This window comes from Micromonospora sp. NPDC023633, from assembly GCF_040640035.1.
GTDB lineage: Bacteria > Actinomycetota > Actinomycetes > Mycobacteriales > Micromonosporaceae > Micromonospora.
This window is the reverse complement of sequence record NZ_JBFABB010000039.1, coordinates 17305-34812: the sequence shown is the minus strand read 5'-3', so window position 1 is coordinate 34812 and position 17508 is coordinate 17305. Positions and strand designations below refer to the sequence as shown.

The 17508-nt window shown below is 69.7% G+C and carries 17 protein-coding genes and 2 pseudogenes; 12 read left to right on the top strand and 7 right to left on the bottom strand.

What is annotated here, in order from left to right:
- Positions 1-98 precede the first annotated feature (98 nt).
- Positions 99-203, bottom strand: a pseudogene (locus AB0G13_RS14685) (class I SAM-dependent methyltransferase); the annotation flags it as partial.
- Positions 204-637: 434 nt separating this feature from the next.
- The gene (locus AB0G13_RS14680) at positions 638-1660 is read right to left on the bottom strand and encodes a LacI family DNA-binding transcriptional regulator (RefSeq protein WP_357873881.1); all 1023 of its coding nucleotides are present in this window, start codon (positions 1658-1660) and stop codon (positions 638-640) included.
- 321 nt (positions 1661-1981) lie between these two features.
- Here AB0G13_RS14680 and AB0G13_RS14675 point away from each other — a divergent pair, with 321 nt between their 5' ends.
- The 10 genes from AB0G13_RS14675 (at position 1982) to AB0G13_RS14630 (ending at position 14255) form a co-directional block, all read left to right on the top strand.
- A complete protein-coding gene (locus AB0G13_RS14675) occupies positions 1982-3505 on the top strand; it encodes a sugar ABC transporter ATP-binding protein (RefSeq protein ID WP_357873878.1) in 1524 nt (507 codons plus the stop codon).
- Positions 3502-4563 carry an ABC transporter permease gene (locus AB0G13_RS14670; RefSeq protein ID WP_357873875.1) on the top strand — a complete coding sequence of 354 codons (1062 nt, stop codon included), beginning with the start codon at positions 3502-3504 and terminating at the stop codon, positions 4561-4563. The genes AB0G13_RS14675 and AB0G13_RS14670 overlap by 4 nt, the downstream gene beginning before the upstream one ends.
- Positions 4553-5614: an ABC transporter permease gene (locus AB0G13_RS14665; protein WP_357873872.1), complete on the top strand. Its 1062-nt coding sequence runs from the start codon at positions 4553-4555 to the stop codon at positions 5612-5614. Before AB0G13_RS14670 ends, AB0G13_RS14665 begins: the two co-directional genes overlap by 11 nt.
- Before the next feature lie 38 nt (positions 5615-5652).
- A complete protein-coding gene (gene rhaS, locus AB0G13_RS14660) occupies positions 5653-6732 on the top strand; it encodes a rhamnose ABC transporter substrate-binding protein (RefSeq protein WP_357873869.1) in 1080 nt (359 codons plus the stop codon).
- Positions 6733-7146: 414 nt separating this feature from the next.
- Positions 7147-8328 (top strand): L-rhamnose isomerase, encoded by a 1182-nt coding sequence (gene rhaI / locus AB0G13_RS14655; RefSeq protein WP_357873867.1) that lies wholly within the window; start codon positions 7147-7149, stop codon positions 8326-8328.
- A 37-nt stretch (positions 8329-8365) separates the two neighbouring features.
- Positions 8366-10399 (top strand): bifunctional aldolase/short-chain dehydrogenase, encoded by a 2034-nt coding sequence (locus AB0G13_RS14650; protein ID WP_357873865.1) that lies wholly within the window; start codon positions 8366-8368, stop codon positions 10397-10399.
- 46 nt (positions 10400-10445) lie between these two features.
- Complete coding sequence (locus AB0G13_RS14645) at positions 10446-10634, top strand: LuxR C-terminal-related transcriptional regulator (protein ID WP_357873862.1); 189 nt, start codon at positions 10446-10448, stop codon at positions 10632-10634.
- Positions 10631-12061: a rhamnulokinase family protein gene (locus AB0G13_RS14640; RefSeq protein WP_357873859.1), complete on the top strand. Its 1431-nt coding sequence runs from the start codon at positions 10631-10633 to the stop codon at positions 12059-12061. The genes AB0G13_RS14645 and AB0G13_RS14640 overlap by 4 nt, the downstream gene beginning before the upstream one ends.
- Positions 12062-12063: 2 nt before the next feature.
- Positions 12064-12837 carry a (Fe-S)-binding protein gene (locus tag AB0G13_RS14635; RefSeq protein ID WP_357873856.1) on the top strand — a complete coding sequence of 258 codons (774 nt, stop codon included), beginning with the start codon at positions 12064-12066 and terminating at the stop codon, positions 12835-12837.
- Positions 12838-12854: 17 nt separating this feature from the next.
- Positions 12855-14255: a lactate utilization protein B gene (locus AB0G13_RS14630; protein ID WP_357873927.1), complete on the top strand. Its 1401-nt coding sequence runs from the start codon at positions 12855-12857 to the stop codon at positions 14253-14255.
- A 2-nt stretch (positions 14256-14257) separates the two neighbouring features.
- Here the strand turns inward: AB0G13_RS14630 and AB0G13_RS14625 are convergent, their stop codons facing one another.
- Positions 14258-14380, bottom strand: a complete 123-nt coding sequence (locus tag AB0G13_RS14625) for a hypothetical protein (protein ID WP_357873853.1) — start codon at positions 14378-14380, stop codon at positions 14258-14260.
- Between the two features lie 57 nt (positions 14381-14437).
- Between AB0G13_RS14625 and AB0G13_RS14620 the strand changes: the two genes are divergently transcribed.
- A complete protein-coding gene (locus AB0G13_RS14620) occupies positions 14438-14857 on the top strand; it encodes an LUD domain-containing protein (protein WP_357873850.1) in 420 nt (139 codons plus the stop codon).
- 1 nt (position 14858) lies between these two features.
- On the opposite strand, the gene AB0G13_RS14615 is transcribed toward AB0G13_RS14620, so the two are convergent.
- Complete coding sequence (locus AB0G13_RS14615) at positions 14859-15014, bottom strand: hypothetical protein (RefSeq protein WP_357873847.1); 156 nt, start codon at positions 15012-15014, stop codon at positions 14859-14861.
- A 106-nt stretch (positions 15015-15120) separates the two neighbouring features.
- Here AB0G13_RS14615 and AB0G13_RS14610 point away from each other — a divergent pair, with 106 nt between their 5' ends.
- Complete coding sequence (locus AB0G13_RS14610; RefSeq protein ID WP_357873844.1) at positions 15121-16002, top strand: IS5 family transposase; 882 nt, start codon at positions 15121-15123, stop codon at positions 16000-16002.
- Positions 16003-16047: 45 nt separating this feature from the next.
- Here the strand turns inward: AB0G13_RS14610 and AB0G13_RS14605 are convergent, their stop codons facing one another.
- From AB0G13_RS14605 to AB0G13_RS14595, 3 genes and pseudogenes are all read right to left on the bottom strand, one after another.
- Positions 16048-16590: a hypothetical protein gene (locus AB0G13_RS14605; protein WP_357873842.1), complete on the bottom strand. Its 543-nt coding sequence runs from the start codon at positions 16588-16590 to the stop codon at positions 16048-16050.
- A gap of 82 nt (positions 16591-16672) precedes the next feature.
- Positions 16673-16792 (bottom strand): annotated as a pseudogene (locus AB0G13_RS14600) (IS481 family transposase); the annotation flags it as partial.
- 137 nt (positions 16793-16929) lie between these two features.
- Positions 16930-17439 carry a hypothetical protein gene (locus AB0G13_RS14595; protein WP_357873839.1) on the bottom strand — a complete coding sequence of 170 codons (510 nt, stop codon included), beginning with the start codon at positions 17437-17439 and terminating at the stop codon, positions 16930-16932.
- Positions 17440-17508 lie beyond the last annotated feature (69 nt).

Here is a 17508-nt window from a genome sequence, read left to right as displayed (position 1 = left end):
CGGCTCTCCCGGCCGGCGGACGACGACGTGGCCGAGCAGCGCCATCGAACCTCCGGAACAAAGCACGTCGTGCGCTCGCCGTCAAACCGCGGCCATTCCCTACTCGGATCGACGGCGGTCACCGAGCATCCGAGCGCTGCCAGCGAGCGCGTCACCTGACCGGTACCGCAGCCCACCTCGAGCACCGACGACCTTTCGCCCATGCCGGTGATGGTGACGAGGTCCGCGAACAACTCGTCGGGTATCCCGGCCGAACCCGGTCGTAGAGCTCCGGCGCCTTGTTGAACACCCGACCGAGGTGACGTCGATTCGGCCCCGCCATCGCACCATCCGCCGAGACTGTCGTGCCAGGTCCTGGGCAGGCATACGGACGTACGCGCGGCGGCAAGAACAGCAACTCGTTCACGTCGCTCGCCGCGAACCCGTCACCATCGACGACGTCAACCGATGCTCACGGCGAGGGGCCGCGCCGTCGACGGACCAGGTGCCACCTCTGCCGCATCCCGTCGACAACGCGCAGCAGGGCCGGCGCCGGGGGGTGGGCGCCGGCCCTGCGCCGTATCCGGTGCTGTTGCCACCCCGCTTCGCCCCGCCGACACCTAGATCAACCTCTCTAGCGTTGGTTCTTCGCTGGAAGCTACGGGTGGGCCTGGTCGCTGGAGCGGCGCACGATGAGCTCCGGCTGGAACACCACGTGCCGGTGCCTGTGCGTCTCGCCGGACTCGGCCTCCTCCAGCAGCAGTTGCGCCGCAGTGCGGCCGAGCTGCTCGCGGGGTTGACGCACCGACGACAGCGGCACCGCCGCCGCGCCAGCGAACTCGATGTCGTCGTAGCCGACGATGGCCACGTCGGCGGGCACCCGCATGCCGCGCGCGGTCACCTCCTGCAGCACGCCGAGCGCGATCAGGTCGTTGGCGCAGAAGACGGCGGTGGGACGTTGCCGGGCGGGCAGGGCCAGCAGATCCTCGGCGGCGCGTCGCCCGGCGGCGACGGTCAGACTGGTGGTCGTCGCCACCCGCAGTTCGGCGCCGTCGCCGCGTTCGTCCAGCGCGGCGGCGGCCCCGGCGTGCCGTTCGGCGACCTGGGCGATGGAGAACGGGCCCCCGAGGTACGCGATGCGACGGTGGCCCTGGACCAGCAGGTGCTCCATGGCCAGCCGGCCGCCGAGCACGTCGTCGACGGCCACCGAGCAGCTGCTGGCCCGGCCCGAGCCCCGGTCGACGAGCACCACCGGAATACCACGGTCGATCAACCTGTCCAGGCTGGGTTGGGAGCCGTGACGGACCGGGGTGATGAGCACTCCACGAACCCGCTGCTCCTCCAGCAGCTCCAGGTGCCGGCGTTCCCGGGCGCTGTCCTCGCCGCTGTTGCAGACGACGAGCATGGCCCCGGCCTCCTCGACCACCTGCTCGGCGCCGCGCACCACGTCGGTGAAGAAAGGGTTGGCCACGTCCAGTACGACGATGGCGATGGTGCGGCTCTGCCCGGCGCGCAGTTGACGAGCGGAGTCGTTGCGGACGTAGCCGAGCTCGGTGATGGCCTCGAGCACCCGCTGGCGGGTAGCGGGGGCGACCGTGTCGGGCCGGTTGAGCACGTTGCTCACCGTGCCGAGGGAAACGCCGGCGTGCCGGGCCACCTCTTTGATGTTCGCCGCTGCCATGGCTCCCTCGACGATCGCTGCGGTGGTTGGTCGTGGCCCGCGGTCGGGTGCGGGCACCCCGGTCGCGGTGTCTCCCGCTGCCCGTCCCGGCGGGTCGGGACGGGTCCGACCGGGTGACGACCGGGAGTCTATAGCTCCTAAAACGTTTCATCCACGCGGCAGGCATCGCCAACGCCCGAGTGCTCGCCGGTGGAGGAGGTCCGGACCAGCCTTGTCGGTCCGCTCGGGCAACAGGCGAGAAATCGCCGGGAAACTCTTGACGGTCATGAATGCCTGCCCCTACGGTCCATGCACGACAGATGAAACGATTCAGGAGGTCGGATGAACCCCGGCGCACCGGGCACGGACGGCGCTCCGCTGCTGGTACTGGACGGCCTAACGAAGTCCTTCGGGACCGTAGCCGCGCTGCGTGGGGTGCACCTGGCGCTGCACTCCGGTGAGGCCCACGCCCTCGTCGGGGAAAACGGGGCCGGCAAGTCGACCCTGGTGAAGATCCTGGCCGGGGCGCACGCCCCGGACTCCGGCCGGATGACCCTCGACAACCGCCCGCTGGAGCTGCGCGGCCCCGCCGACGCTCGGGCCGCCGGTATCGCCGTCATCTACCAGGAGCCGACCCTCTTCCCGGACCTCTCGGTCGCGGAGAACATCTTCATGGGCCGGCAACCACTGCGCGGCCTGCGCCGCATCGACACCCGGGCGATGAACCGCGACGCCGAGCAGCTGTTCCAGCGGCTGGGTGTCCGCATCGACCCGAGCCGGCCCGCCCGCGGGCTCTCCATCGCCGACCAGCAGCTCGTCGAGATCGCCAAGGCGCTCTCCTTCGACGCCCGCATCCTGATCATGGACGAGCCGACCGCCGCGCTCTCCGGGGTCGAGGTGGAACGGCTCTTCGGCGTCGCCCGGTCGCTCTGCGAACGCGGCGCCGCGGTGCTGTTCATCTCGCACCGCTTCGACGAGGTGTTCAACCTCTGCCAGCGCATCACCGTGCTGCGCGACGGGGCCTGGGTCTCCAGCGACAGCGCCGCCGACCTCACCGTGGACGAGGTGGTCCGGCGCATGGTCGGACGGGACGTCTCCTCGCTCTATCCGAAACAGGACGCACCGCTGCGCGACACCCTGCTGGAGGTGCGAGGGCTCAGCCGAGCCGGCATCTTCTCCGACGTGTCGTTCTCCGTCCGAGGCGGCGAGATCGTCGCCCTGGCCGGGCTGGTCGGCGCCGGCCGCAGCGAGGTCGCCCGCGCCGTCTTCGGCGTCGACCGCTACGACGCCGGCGAGGTACGCGTCGCCGGCCGGGCCCTGCCCTCGGGCAGCCCGCGCAAGGCGATCGCCGCCGGGATGGCGCTCGTGCCAGAGGACCGCCGACAGCAGGGCCTCATCATGGAGCTGTCGGTGCAGCGCAACGTCACCCTGGCCCGCCGACGGGCGCTGAGCCGGCTCGGCCTGCTCCTCGACGCCGCCGAGCGGGCCGAGGCCCGGCGCTGGACCCGGCGGCTACAGGTCAAGACGCCCCGACTCGCCGCGCCGGTGGCGACCCTGTCCGGCGGCAACCAGCAGAAGGTCGTGCTCGCCAAGTGGCTCGCCACCGAGCCGCGAATCCTGATCATCGACGAACCGACCCGCGGTATCGACGTCGGTACCAAGGCCGAGGTCCACCGGCTGCTGTCCGAACTGGCAGGCGAGGGCCTCGCGATCCTGATGATCAGCAGCGAACTGCCCGAGGTGCTCGGCATGGCGGACCGGGTCCTGGTCATGCACGAGGGGCGCCTGGTCCACGAGCTGCCCCGGGCCGAGGCCGACGAGACCTCCGTGATGTTCGCCGCCACCGGTCAAGGAGCGACCGCATGAGCCTCACCGACACCGACGCGCCCCAACGGGTCACCGACAACCCGCCGACCGGCCCCGGCCGGCAGCGCCGCGGTCTCACCGAGCGGCTGCTCGCCGTACGGGAGCTGAGCCTGCTGATCGCGCTGGGCGCGCTGATCCTGGTCACCACCGCGCGCAACGACCGGTTCCTCACCGCGCAGAGCCTCAAGGACCTCCTGCTGGGCTGCGCGATCCTGGTGATCCTCGCGGTCGGCCAAACCATGGTCATCGTCACCCGCAACGTCGACCTCTCCGTGGGGTCGATCCTGGGGCTGGTCGCCTTCGCCACCGGGGAAGTCTTCCTCGCCGCGCCCGGCACTCCCTGGCCGGTCGCGCTCCTGCTCGGCGTGGCACTGGGTGCCCTGTGCGGGGTGGTCAACGGCGGGCTGATCGCGGTGGCCAAGGTCCCGGCGCTGGTCATCACCCTGGGCACCCTCTACGCCTTCCGAGGCGTCGACTACCACTGGGCCGCCGGCCGGCAGATCAACGCCGCCGACATGCCCCGCTCGTTTTTGCGCCTAGGCAACCAGACTGTGTTCGGCGTACCCGTGCTCTTCCTGATCGCGCTGGTCGTGGTCGCCGCCGTCGGTTTCTACCTGCGCTCCTACCGCAGCGGCCGGGAACTCTACGCGATCGGCTCCGAGCCGGCCGCCGCCCGGCTGTCCGGCATCCCGGTCGGCCGGCGAGTCTTCACCGTCTTCGTGGCCAACGGGGCACTCGCCGGCCTCGCCGGCGTGCTCTACGCCGCCCGGTTCGGCACCCTCGACGCCGCCGCCGGCAGCGGCCTGGAACTGCAGGTCGTCGCCGCCGCGGTGGTCGGCGGGGTGGCGATCTTCGGCGGCAGCGGCAGCGCGTACGGCGCGGCGCTCGGCGCCGTCCTGCTCACCACGATCGGCAGCTCGCTAGCCGTCCTGCGCATCGACCCCTTCTGGCAGCAGGCCGTGGTCGGTGCGCTCATCCTCGCCGCCATCGGCCTGGACCGGCTCCTGGCCGTCCGGATGGCGGCCCGGCTCCGAGGGAGAAGCGCACATGGCGCATGACAGCTTGCATGCCGCGCCGCCGTCTGGGCAGGAAACCGAGCGGGAGGCAAGCCGCCTGGCCGGTCTACGTACCGCCGTCGGCTCCTGGGACGCGGCGATCGTGGCTGTCCTGGCGGTGGCCGTGCTGCTGGCGAGCCTGTCGGTGCAGAACTTCGCCACCGGCCGCAACGTGCAGTTCCTGCTGCTCGACCTCGTGCCACTGGCGCTGCTCGCGCTGCCCATGACGCTGATCGTGATCACCGGAGAGATTGATCTGTCGGTGGCCAGCACGGTGGGGCTGTGCAGCACACTGCTGGGTCAGATGTGGCTGTCCAGCGGGCTGTCGCTCGAGCTGATCTGCGTGCTGGTGGTACTGCTCGGCGCCGTGCTCGGCGCGGTCAACGGCGTGTTCATCACCGGGTTCGGCCTACCGTCGCTGGCCGTCACCATCGGCACCCTCGCCCTGTACCGGGGACTGTCCTTCGTCGTCCTCGGCGACCAGGCGGTGGCCGACTTCCCGGCCAGCTGGACCGCCGCCGCGGTGCAGAACATTCCCGGCACGTCGATCCCCGCCGCGGTCGTCCCCGTGCTGCTGTTGGCACTGGCGTTCGGCGTCATGCTGCACACCACCCCGGTCGGTCGGGCGCTGTACGCCATGGGCAACAACGACGAGGCGGCGACGTTCGCCGGCGTATCGGTGGCCCGGACGAAGTTCTGGCTCTTCGTGGTCTCCGGGGCCGTCTGCGGGCTGGTCGGGATCTTCTGGACCCTGCGCTACGCCAGCGCCCGTGGTGACAACGCCACCGGTCTGGAGCTGACCGTGGTGACCGCGGTGCTGCTCGGCGGCGTGTCGATCTTCGGCGGCCGCGGCGGGCTGCTCGGCGTGGTGGCCGGCGTCCTGCTCCTGGGCGTCCTACGTAACGCGCTGCAGCTCGCCGACGTCGATGCCAATGCGCTGACGATTGTCACCGGAACCCTGCTCATCGCCTCCGTGGTGCTCCCCAACGCCGTCGCGAACGTCCGCGCCCGGCTGCACCGCCGACGGCAACGCGCCCACGCGACCGCGTCGTGACCGTCTCCGCTTCCCCCACCACCTCCGAAAGGATATCGATGTCCGCGTACAGAAGAGGACTCAGCGTCGGGGCCACCGCCCTCACCCTCACCGCTCTGCTGCTCTCCGCCGCCTGTGGCGGCACCACCCGTGAGAACGCCGGCAACGACACCGGCAGCGCGCAGGCCAGCGGCGCCGCCAACCCGGACGCCCAGATCAAGGAAGGACTCAAGATCGCCTTCCTGCCGAAGCAGGTGAACAACCCCTACTTCACCACCTCCGACAACGGCGGCAAGGAGGCGGTGACCGAGCTCAAGGGGAACTTCAAGGAGGTCGGCCCCTCAGAGGCCAGCGCCTCGTCCCAGGTCAGCTACATCAACACCCTGTCCCAGCAGGGCATGGACGTCATCGTGACCTCGGCCAACGACCCCAACGCGATCTGCGGCGCGCTGAGCCAGGCGAAGGCGGCCGGCGCGAAGATCGTGACCTTCGACTCCGACACCAAGCCGGAGTGCCGCCAGATCTTCGTCAACCAGGTGACCGCGCAGGGCATCGCGGAGAACCAGGTCAAGCTCATCTCACAGCAGATCGGCGGCGAGGGCGAGATCGCCATCCTCTCCGCCACCGCCAACGCGACCAACCAGAACGCATGGATCGCCCTGATGAAGGAAGAGCTGAAGAAGCCCGAGTACAGCAAGATCAAGCTGGTCACGGTGGCGTACGGCAACGACGACGACCAGAAGTCCTTCCAGGAGATGCAGGGTCTGCTGCAGTCGTACCCCAACCTGAAGGGCGTCATCTCCCCGACCACCGTCGGCGTCGCGGCTGCGGCCCGCTACCTCAGCGGATCCCAGTACAAGGGCAAGGTCAAACTGACCGGCCTGGGTACCCCGAACCAGATGCGTGAGTACATCAAGGACGGCAGCGTCGACGCGTTCGCCCTATGGAACCCGGCCGACCTCGGTTACCTCGCCGCGTACGCGGGCGCCGCGCTCGCCTCCGGCCAGATCACCGGTGCTGAGGGCGACAAGTTCAAGGCCGGCAAGCTCGGCGAGTTCAGCGTCGGCAAGGACGGCGTGGTCGTCCTCGGCCCGCCCACCGTGTTCGACAAGAACAACATCGACCAATTCCAGTTCTGACCACCCACCCGACGGTGCCGGCGCCCGTCGCGCCGGCACCGCCCGAGGGAGGCACCGACGGGAGAACCCTGCCACGCGCCTGCTTCACCTCGCAGGTCGATTCCGCCCGCCTCCACGAGTACCGGGCCCGGCGCGCGCGTGTGGCTGGAGACGCTCGCCGCCTTGGCGGAGAGCGGATGGTGCGATTAATCCCTCTTCCTCCGCGAAGACGGCCCGCTTGTGGGTTCCTGGTGACCGCCGACCTCGCAGCGGCACAGGCCGCCACGCAGGCCCGCGACGTCAACGCCCAACGGAAGGCGGAAACGGCGTCCTTCTTCCTCCACCTCGACCAGGCACGGCCGACCGTGCCCCGCGGCCACTGGACGAGGTCTTCCACTTCCAGGCGCAGCTCGCCGCCCAGACGGGAGAAACACCATGACCCAGACCGACGCGCCGACCAACGAGGGAATCAAGCAGGCCCTGCGCGCGCAGCGCATCGAAACCCCGTCCTGGGCGTACGCGAACTCCGGCACCCGCTTCAGGGTCTTCCCACAGGAAGGTGTGCCCCGCAACCCGTACGAGAAGATCGCCGACGCCGCGACGGTACACCGGCTGACCGGCGTGGCACCCACGGTGGCCCTGCACATTCCGTGGGACCAGGTCGACGACTACACCGCACTGGCGAAGCACGCGACAGACCTGGGCGTCACGCTCGGCGCGATCAACTCCAACGTGTTCCAGGACCCCGACTACATGCTTGGCAGCGTCACCAACCCCGACCCGCGGGTACGCCGCAAGGCGACCGACCATCTCCTCGAATGCGTCGACATCATGGACGCCACCGGTTCGCGCGACCTGAAACTGTGGTTCTCCGACGGCACCAACTACCCCGGCCAGGACGACATTCGCACCCGGCAGGACCGCCTCGCCGCCGCACTACGGGAGGTGCACGGCCGACTCGGTCCGAATCAGCGGATGCTGCTGGAGTACAAGCTGTTCGAGCCTGCCTTCTACACCACGGACGTGCCGGACTGGGGCACCGCCTACGCGCACTGCCTGGAGCTCGGGCCGAAGGCGCAGGTCGTCATCGACACCGGACACCACGCGCCGGGCACGAACATCGAGTTCATCGTCGCGTTCCTGCTGCGCGCCGGAAAGCTCGGCGCCTTCGACTTCAACTCCCGGTTCTACGCCGACGACGACCTCATGGTCGGCTCCGCGGACCCGTTCCAGCTGTTCCGCATCATGTACGAGATCGTGCGCGGCGACGCCCTGCGCCCGGAGGCCGGCATCGCCTTCATGCTCGACCAGTGCCACAACATCGAGCCGAAGATCCCCGCGATCATCCGCTCGGTGCTCAACGTCCAGGAGGCCACCGCAAAAGCCCTGCTCGTCGACGCCGCCGCGCTCGCCGCCGCGCAGCAGGCCGGTGACGTGCTCGGCGCCAACGCGGTCCTGATGGACGCCTACAACACCGACGTGCGGCCGCTCCTGGCCGAGCTACGCGCCGAGATGGGCCTCGACCCCGACCCGATCGCCGCCTACGGCCGATCCGGCTACTTCGAGCGCATCCGCGCCGAACGCGCCAGCGGGCAACAGGCCGGCTGGGGCGCCTGACCACCACCCGAGAACGCATACAGGAGACGTGAGGACGATGCATCCCGAGGTACAGGCACTCATCGCGCGCAGCAACCGGCTCGGCGCCGACAAGACCACCACCAACTACGCCGGCGGCAACACCTCCGCCAAGGGCGAGGCCACCGATCCGGTGACCGGTGGCCCCGTCGAGCTGGTCTGGGTCAAAGGCTCGGGCGGCGACTTGGGCACGCTAACCGAGGCCGGCCTGGCCGTGCTCCGGCTCGACCGCCTCCGGGCCCTCGCCGATGTCTACCCGGGCGTCGAACGGGAGGACGAGATGGTCGCCGCGTTCGACTACTGCCTGCACGGGCGGGGTGGGGCCGCGCCGTCGATCGACACGGCGATGCACTGTCTGGTCGACGCCGCGCACGTCGACCACCTGCACCCCGACGCGGGCATCGCGATCGCCACCGCCGCCGACGGCCCGGAGCTGACCAAGGAGATCTTCGGCGACCGGGTGCTGTGGGTGCCGTGGCGACGGCCCGGCTTCCAGCTCGGCCTCGACATCGCCGCCGTGGCGAGGGCCAACCCGCAGGCGATCGGCGTGATCCTCGGCGGGCACGGCATCACGGCATGGGGAACGAGTAGCGAGGAGTGCGAGCGCAACTCGCTGGAGATCATCCGTACCACCCAGGCGTACCTCGACGACCAGGGCCGCGCCGAGCCGTTCGGTCCGCTGATCCACGGATACGAGCCGCTGCCGACGGACCAGCGGCGGGCCCGCGCGGCGGCGCTGGCGCCGGTCCTCCGGGGCCTGGCGTCGACCGACCGCCCGCAGGTCGGCCATTTCACCGACACCGACGTGGTGCTCGACTTCGTCGCCCGCGAACGGCACCCCGCGCTCGCGGCGCTCGGCACCTCCTGCCCGGACCACTTCCTGCGCACCAAAATCCGCCCGATGGTGCTTGACCTGCCGCCGACCGCCCCGCTCGAAGACGCGATCGTCCGGCTCACGGAGTTGCACACCGCCTACCGCGACGCCTACCGCACCTACTACGAGCGGCACGCCACCGGCGACAGCCCGCCGATGCGCGGCGCCGACCCGGCCGTCGTCCTCGTGCCCGGCGTGGGCATGTTCAGCTTCGGGACCAACAAGCAGACCGCCCGGGTCGCAGGCGAGTTCTACGTCAACGCCATCAACGTCATGCGCGGCGCCGAGTCGGTGTCGCGGTACGCGCCGATTGACGAGGCCGAGAAGTTCCGCATCGAGTACTGGGCTCTCGAAGAAGCCAAGCTCGCCCGGATGCCCAAGCCCAAACCCCTCGCCACCCGGATAGCCCTGGTCACCGGCGCCGGCTCGGGCATCGGCCGAGCCATCGCCCACCGCCTTGCCGCCGAGGGCGCCTGTGTGGTCGTCACCGACCGGGACACCGCCGCCGCCGACACCGTCGCCGCCGAGCTGGGCGGGCCGGACGTCGCGGTGGCCGTACCGGTAGACGTTACCGACGCCGAGGCGGTGGCCGCCGCGGTCCGCGCGGCGGTGCTCGCCTACGGCGGCCTGGATCTGGTGGTGAACAACGCCGGCCTGTCGCTGTCGAAGTCGTTGCTGGACACGACCGAGGCGGACTGGGACGTACAGCACGACGTGATGGCCAAGGGCTCGTTCCTGGTCTCGCGGGAGGCAGCTCGGGTCCTCATCGATCAGGGAATGGGCGGCGACATCGTCTACATCTCCAGCAAGAACTCCCTGTTTGCCGGCCCCAACAACGTCGCCTACGGCGCCGCCAAGGCCGACCAGGCGCACCAGGTCCGCCTGCTCGCCGCCGAACTCGGCGCCCACGGCATCCGGGTCAACGGCATCAACCCCGACGGCGTGGTCCGCGGCTCCGGCATCTTCGCCGGCGGCTGGGGCGCCCAGCGCGCCGCCGTCTACGGAGTGCCGGAGGAGAAGCTGGGGGAGTTCTACGCCCAGCGCACGCTGCTCAAGCGCGAGGTGCTGCCCGAGCACGTGGCCAACGCCGTCTTCACGCTCACCGGCGGCGACCTGTCCCACACGACGGGTCTGCACATCCCGGTGGACGCCGGCGTCGCTGCGGCCTTCCTCCGCTGACCCGGCGAGGTGCGGGATGAGGACGACGACGCTCGTGGAGAATCCAATGCTCGACGAGGAAGACCTTCGGCTCCTGCGGTTGCTGGCCACGGGGGCGCCGCTGGAAACGGTGGCGCGCCGATCGGCGATGTCCGAACGGACCGTGCGCCGGCGGATACGGGCCATCTGCGACCGGCTCGGCGTGACCGCCCCGATTCAGGCGGTCGTGTGGGCAGCTCGGCGGGGAATGCTGTGAGCAGCGTCCGCCTCGCCGCCGTGGACCTGGGCGCGTCCAGCGGCCGAATCATGCTCGCCCGCGTCGGACCAGGCCACCTGGAACTGGCCGAGGTGCACCGAGTTCCCAACGAACCCGTTCGGGTCGGGAACACCCTGCACTGGGACATCCTCGCCCTCTATCGGGGAATCCTCGACGGCCTGCGCGCCGCCGGGCCGGTAACCAGCATCGGCGTCGACTCCTGGGCCGTCGACTACGGGCTGCTCGACGCCTCCGGCGCGCTGCTCGGCAACCCGGTGCACTACCGGGACAGCCGCACCGACGGGGTGGCCGAGCGGATCGCCAAACAGCTGGGCGAGCAGCGTCTCTACACAACCACGGGCCTGCAACAACTGCCGTTCAACACGCTCTACCAGCTCGCCGCCGCGGCCAGCACGCCGCAGCTGGACATCGCCCGCCGGCTGCTGCTGATCCCGGACCTAATCGCGTACTGGCTCACCGGTCAGCTCGGCGCCGAGATCACCAACGCCTCGACGACCCAGCTGTACGACCTGCGCCAGCGGGCCTGGGCCACCGGCCTGATGGCCGACGCCGGCATCCGCAGCGAGCTGTTCCCGCCGCTGCGCGAGCCGGGCACCCGGATCGGCCCCGTCCTGCCCGACCTAGGGCTGCCTGGCTCGCCGCAGATGGTGGCCGTGGGTTCACACGACACCGCCTCGGCGGTGGTGGGCGTGCCGGCGGCGGGAGACCGCTTCGCCTACATCTCCTGCGGCACCTGGTCCCTGGTGGGAGTCGAACTCGACGCCCCGGTGCTCACCGAGGCGAGCCGGCAGGCCAACTTCACCAACGAATCCGGCGTCGACGGCACGATCCGCTACCTCCGCAACGTGATGGGTCTGTGGCTGCTGCAGGAATCGCTGCGTACCTGGGGTAGCCCCGCCCTGCCCGACCTGTTGCGGCGGGCGGCCCTCGAACCGGCCTTCCGCTCTGTCGTGGACCCGGACGACCCGGTGTTCCTGCCGCCCGGCGACATGCCCACGCGCATCGCTGACGCCTGCCGGCACGCCGGCGAGCCGGTACCCACCACCCCGACCGCCACCGTCCGCTGCATCCTCGACAGCCTCGCGCTGGCACACCGGCGGGCCGTCCGTCAGGCACAGCAGCTTTCCGGCCGGCACGTCGACGCCGTGCACATCGTCGGCGGCGGCGCCCGCAACGAACTGCTGTGCCAGCTCACCGCCGACGCCTGCGGACTGCCGGTGCTCGCCGGACCGGTCGAGGCCACCGCGCTCGGCAACGTCCTGGTACAGGCCCGCACCGTCGGTACCATCGGCGGCGACCTGGCCGCCCTGCGGGCCGTGCTGCGCGAGAGCCAGCACATCGTGCGGTACGAGCCGCGCGGCGACGAGGCGGCCTGGCGGGCCGCCGAGACCAGGATGGGTGGGTGAACATGCGTATCGCCCTGTTCGTGACCTGCCTCGCCGACGCTCTCTTTCCCGAGGCGGCAAAGGCGACGGTGCGGTTGTTGGAGCGTCTGGGACATGAGGTGGTGTTCCCGGTCGATCAGACGTGCTGCGGGCAGATGCACGTGAACACCGGTTACCCGGACGAGGCGTTGCGGCTGGTGCGCCGGCATGTGCGGGTGTTCGCCCCGTACGACGTGGTCGTCGCCCCATCCGGCTCCTGTGTCGGTTCGGTGCGGCACCAGCACGCGATGCTGGCCCGCCGGGCTGGCGACGAGCGGTTGGCCGGTCGGGCGGAGGAGGTGGGCCGGCGCACGTTCGAGCTGTCGGAGTTGCTGGTCGACATGCTGGGGGTGACGGACGTGGGGGCCTACTACCCGCATCGAGTGACGTATCACCCGACCTGTCATTCATTGCGGATGCTGCGGGTGGGGGATCGGCCGCTGCGGTTGTTGCGTGCGGTGCAGGGTTTGGATCTGGTGGAGTTGCCGCAGGCGGACGAGTGTTGCGGGTTCGGTGGCACGTTCGCGGTGAAGAACGCGGACACCTCCACGGCGATGCTGGCGGACAAGATGCGTCATGTGTTGGCGACGCGGGCCGAGGTGTGTACGGCGGGGGATGCATCCTGCCTCATGCACATCGGTGGTGGCCTGTCCCGGCTGAGGGCGGGGGTGCGCACGGTGCATCTGGCGGAGATCCTGGCAAGCACGGAGGGCTCGGAGACGGCGGGGGAGCGGGACCGGTTGGAGGTACGGTCGTGAGCCGAACGTTCCTGGGCATGCCGACGACGGCGCCCCGCGGGGTGGGGCACCTGCGTGGCACCGAGCCGTTCCCCGTGGCGGCCCGGCGGGCGTTGGGTGACGCGCAGCTGCGCCGCAACCTGCGCCACGCCACCACCACCATCCGGGCCAAGTCGGGAGCGGTGATCGACGAGGTGCCGGACTGGGCGGAGCTGCGCGCCGCCGGATCGGCGATCAAGGCCGACACCATGGCCCGTCTACCGGAGCTGCTCGAACAGTTGGAGGCGGCGGTCACCGCAGCCGGTGGCACCGTGCACTGGGCGGCCGACGCGGTCGAGGCGAACCGGATCGTGACCGAGCTGGTGGCCGTGACCGGCAGCGACCGGGTCATCAAGGTCAAATCGATGGCGACCCAGGAGATCGGCCTCAACGAGGCGCTGGAGGCGGCCGGGATCGAACCGGTCGAGACCGACTTGGCCGAGCTGATCGTGCAGCTCGGCCAGGACCGGCCCAGCCACATCCTGGTGCCGGCGATCCACCGCAACCGGGCAGAGATCCGGGACATCTTCCGGCGGGAGATGCCCGACGTCGACCCCGGGCTGACCAGCGAGCCGGCGGCCCTGGCCGCCGCTGCCCGCAACTACCTGCGCCGGATCTTCCTGAGCACCCGGGTAGCCGTGTCCGGGGCGAACTTCGCCGTCGCCGAGACCGGCACCCTCGCGGTGGTCGAGTCCGAGGGCAACGGACGGATGTGTCTCACCCTCCCGGAGACCCTGATCACCGTGATGGGCATCGAGAAGGTCATCCCCAGCTGGGCGGACCTCGGAGTGTTCTTGCAACTGCTGCCGAGGGCGTCAACGGGGGAACGGATGAACCCGTACACCTCGATGTGGACCGGGGTCACTCCCGGCGACGGGCCGCAGCAGGTGCACCTGGTGCTGCTGGACAACGGCCGCAGCGCGGTGCTCGCCGATGAGATCGGCCGGCAGGCGCTGCACTGCATCCGCTGCTCCGCCTGCCTCAACGTCTGCCCGGTCTACGAGCGCACCGGCGGGCACGCCTACGGGTCGGTCTACCCGGGGCCGATCGGGGCGGTGCTGTCGCCCCAGCTGACCGGGGTCGCCGACAACGCCTCCCTGCCGTACGCCTCATCGCTCTGCGGCGCCTGCTACGACGCCTGCCCCGTCATGATCAACATTCCGGAACTGCTGGTACACCTGCGCAGCCAAGCCCCCCACCCACGCGCCGAAGCGGTGGCGATGGCCGCGGCCGCATACACGATGGACCACCCGCCGCTGTACGCGGCCGCGCAGCGGGCTGCGGGCTTGACCCGGGTCGCCGGCCGCGCCCTACCCCCACCACTGAACGGCTGGACCAGCAGCCGCGACCTGCCGCAGCCGCCGTCGCAGACCTTCCGCCAGTGGTGGGCCGAGCGGTGAACTCACGCCAGCATGTGCTCGCCCGGATCCGCGCTGCCCTCGGCGACACCCCGGCAACACCGGTCGATGTGCCACGCGAGTACCAGCCCGCTGGCTCCGTCGCCGATCTCGACCTGCTGGTCCACCGACTGACCGACTACCGGGCCGTCGTCCACCAGTGTGCCGGCGGCGAGGTCGCGCAGGTGATCGACCGGATCCTCAACGGCCGGCGCATCGTGATCCCGCCCGGACTGCCCCGCCACTGGCTGCCCGACAGCGTTGCCGCAGTGATCGACGAGAACCTCACCGCGGAACAGATCGCCGCCGTCGACGGGGTCGTCACGGCGGCCGCCGTGGCCGTCGCCGAAACCGGCACCGTGGTCCTCGACGCCGCCCCGGATCAGGGCCGCCGGATCATCAGTTTGCTGCCCGACGTGCATGTCTGCGTGTTACGGGCCGACCAGGTCGTTGCAGGCGTGCCGGACGCACTCGCCCGGGTTGCTCCGCACCGGCCGCTGACCTGGATCAGCGGGCCCTCCGCCACCAGTGACATCGAACTCAACCGGGTCGAGGGCGTCCACGGGCCCCGACAACTGCACGTCGTGGTACTTCCTGCCGACTAGATTAGTCGTCGTGCACCGGCCGCAGGTGCTCCGACTGCGGGTCGTAGCAGATAAGTCCATGCTCAGCAGCCAAGCGGGCGGCCTCGGCCGACAGTTCTCCGGCCGACTCGTAGGGCATCGTCAGGTAGATCAGCGGCCCGGACGCATCGTCAAGCAACGAGCCCCAACCATGGGATCTACCCCCGGTCAGGATGGCCCAGCGCTCGGCTAGGTTGTGTCCGGCGGATCATGGACCGGCTCGCCTTTGGATCATTCTTCCGGTCGTGGGGCGGGGCGATCTGACGAACGATGAGTGGGCGCGACTGGCACCGCATCTGCCGAAGCCCGGCCGCCGGGGCGGGCGTTGGAGCGACCACCGGACAGTGATCAACGGGATCTTGTTCCGAATCCGCACAGGTGTTCCGTGGCGGGACCTGCCGGAGCGCTTCGGAAGCTGGAAGACCGTCTACGAGCGCCATCGCCGCTGGTCAGCGGACGGCACCTGGGAACGGATTCTCCACGCCGTCCAGGCCGACGCCGACACGCAGGGGCGGATCGATTGGACCATGGTGAGCGTGGATTCGACCTCGTGCCGGGCCCACCAGCACGCTGCTGGGCCGCCGCGTACAGTGCCACGGATCGCAAAGAGACGATCAACGCCACGCCAGCACCGCCCTGACGAAGGACTCGGCCGTTCCCGCGGCGATCTAACCTGCAAGATCCACCTTGCCGGTGAGGGCGGCCGCCGACCGCTGGCCCTGCTGATCACCCCCGGCCAGTGGGGCGACAGCCCACAACTGATCCCGCTCCTTGAACGCATCCGGGTCAGGCGCCCCAGCGGCGGTCATCCGCGCACGCGCCCTGACCACCTCGGCGGCGATAAGGCGTACAGCTCCCGGGGTAATCGCCGCTACTTGCGCAGACGCCAGATCAAGCACACCATCCCCGAGCCGAGGGACCAGCGGGCCAACCGCCAGCGCCGCGGCAGCAAGGGAGGCCGGCCCGTCGGTTTCGACGAACAGATGTACAAGCGCCGTAATGAGGTCGAGCGCACGATCAACCGGCTCAAGAACTCCCGAGCCGTGGCCACGCGCTATGACAAGCGCGCATACGTCTTCTACGGCACCGCAACCGTGGCCTCGATCCGCCTCTGGGTCAAGCCGTGACACTCGGCGTCAAAGGCGAGGGCCGCCTTGACCGAGGAGGGGTAGTCAGCACACCGACCACGCCTCGCTAGGAAGGAAGTGAGGAAGGTCATCCATCGCTTCGGAAGGTATGAACACCGGCCGCGTGAGCAGGTGGTCGCCCGCTCGCTGCACATCGATCACGACACCCAATGTGTGTGACCCGGGTACGCCTGCGGACATGTAGGAGAGCTCCGAATAGGGCTCGCGGGCCTCGGCTCGATCGAGCATCCACTGCTCCAACACCGAGGGAACTCGGCCGACCAATGCCACGCCGCCGGCGAAGATCTGCGGCCCATGCAGCGCGTCGACCACAACGCCAGCCAGCCGTTCCTCCCGGTAGTAGAGCTTCAGGCCGAATTCCTGGTAGTCGCCCTCAACGACCGTGCAGACGGCCTCGGTCCCGGAACGGTGAAGCGTGTGTCGCTGGGACTCCACCGTGACGCCGCGCAGCGCCTGCGAGACCTCGCCGGGACTCATACCGAAACGGAGCGGCCCCACGCTCACGAACGGATCCAGCGTCCACTGCTGCCGCTCCTCGTCTGGCAGCACGTCCCACCACTTGAACATGACACAAAGACTACGGCCCCTTGATCGAGTACCGCTGTTCACGGACGGCAGATCGGCGACCCCAAGATCCGTCGGACAGGCCCTAGCTGTAATGCCCTGGAGCGTTGTTGACGCGGCTGATGGGTGGTTTGCCGCCGAGTGAGGTGTGGCTGCGATGGTAGTTGTAGGTGTGCAGCCAGACGGGTAGGGCGTCGGCGCGTTGTTGGTTCAAAGGCAGTGCAGACCGGAGGTTCCGACCTGTTCTGACCAGGCAAGACAGATGGGCTTGCCGGGTCAGACGGGCAGACCATTGCACGTACTCTGCATCGGCAGGCATCCGCGACCTTTACCGCTACACCATTAGAAGGTGCGCCACTCTTCTGAGGGAACGTGGTCCCACGTGACCTCTGCCCGCTCCTTGAGGAAGACGGGTCGGCTGAGAACGATGTCGCCAGCCCGCTGAGCTCGGATGATCAAGCCGAGGTCCGCCAACTCCGGGTCCGCAGCGTGCGTGTAACGCAACTCTCGTCGGCACCTATCCGCTTGACCCCATGCCCACTGTTCCACTTCGGAGGGCACGCGACCGACCAGTGCCACGCCATCGAGCGTGACCTGTGGTCCTCTGAGTGCGTCAACGGCAATGCAGTACAGCAACCCGTCCATGTAGTAGGCACTGACGCCCGCATCGGTGAACGTTTCATACGACTCTCCACGACACGAACCGCAGCCCCTGCCGGCTGACTCACCATCGCCGAGTGCCGCGACCACCTCGTCGGAACTCATTCCGAATTGGAGCGGTCCCACGCTGTCCATCGGGACGAAGCTCCAGTGATCGCGCTCGTCATCACTCTTGACATCCCAGACGCCCATGGTCCGTCTCCCTGTTGACCCGTGCCGCCTGCGCAGGCTAACGGTTGACGGCGACCGCTTGTAGACGCG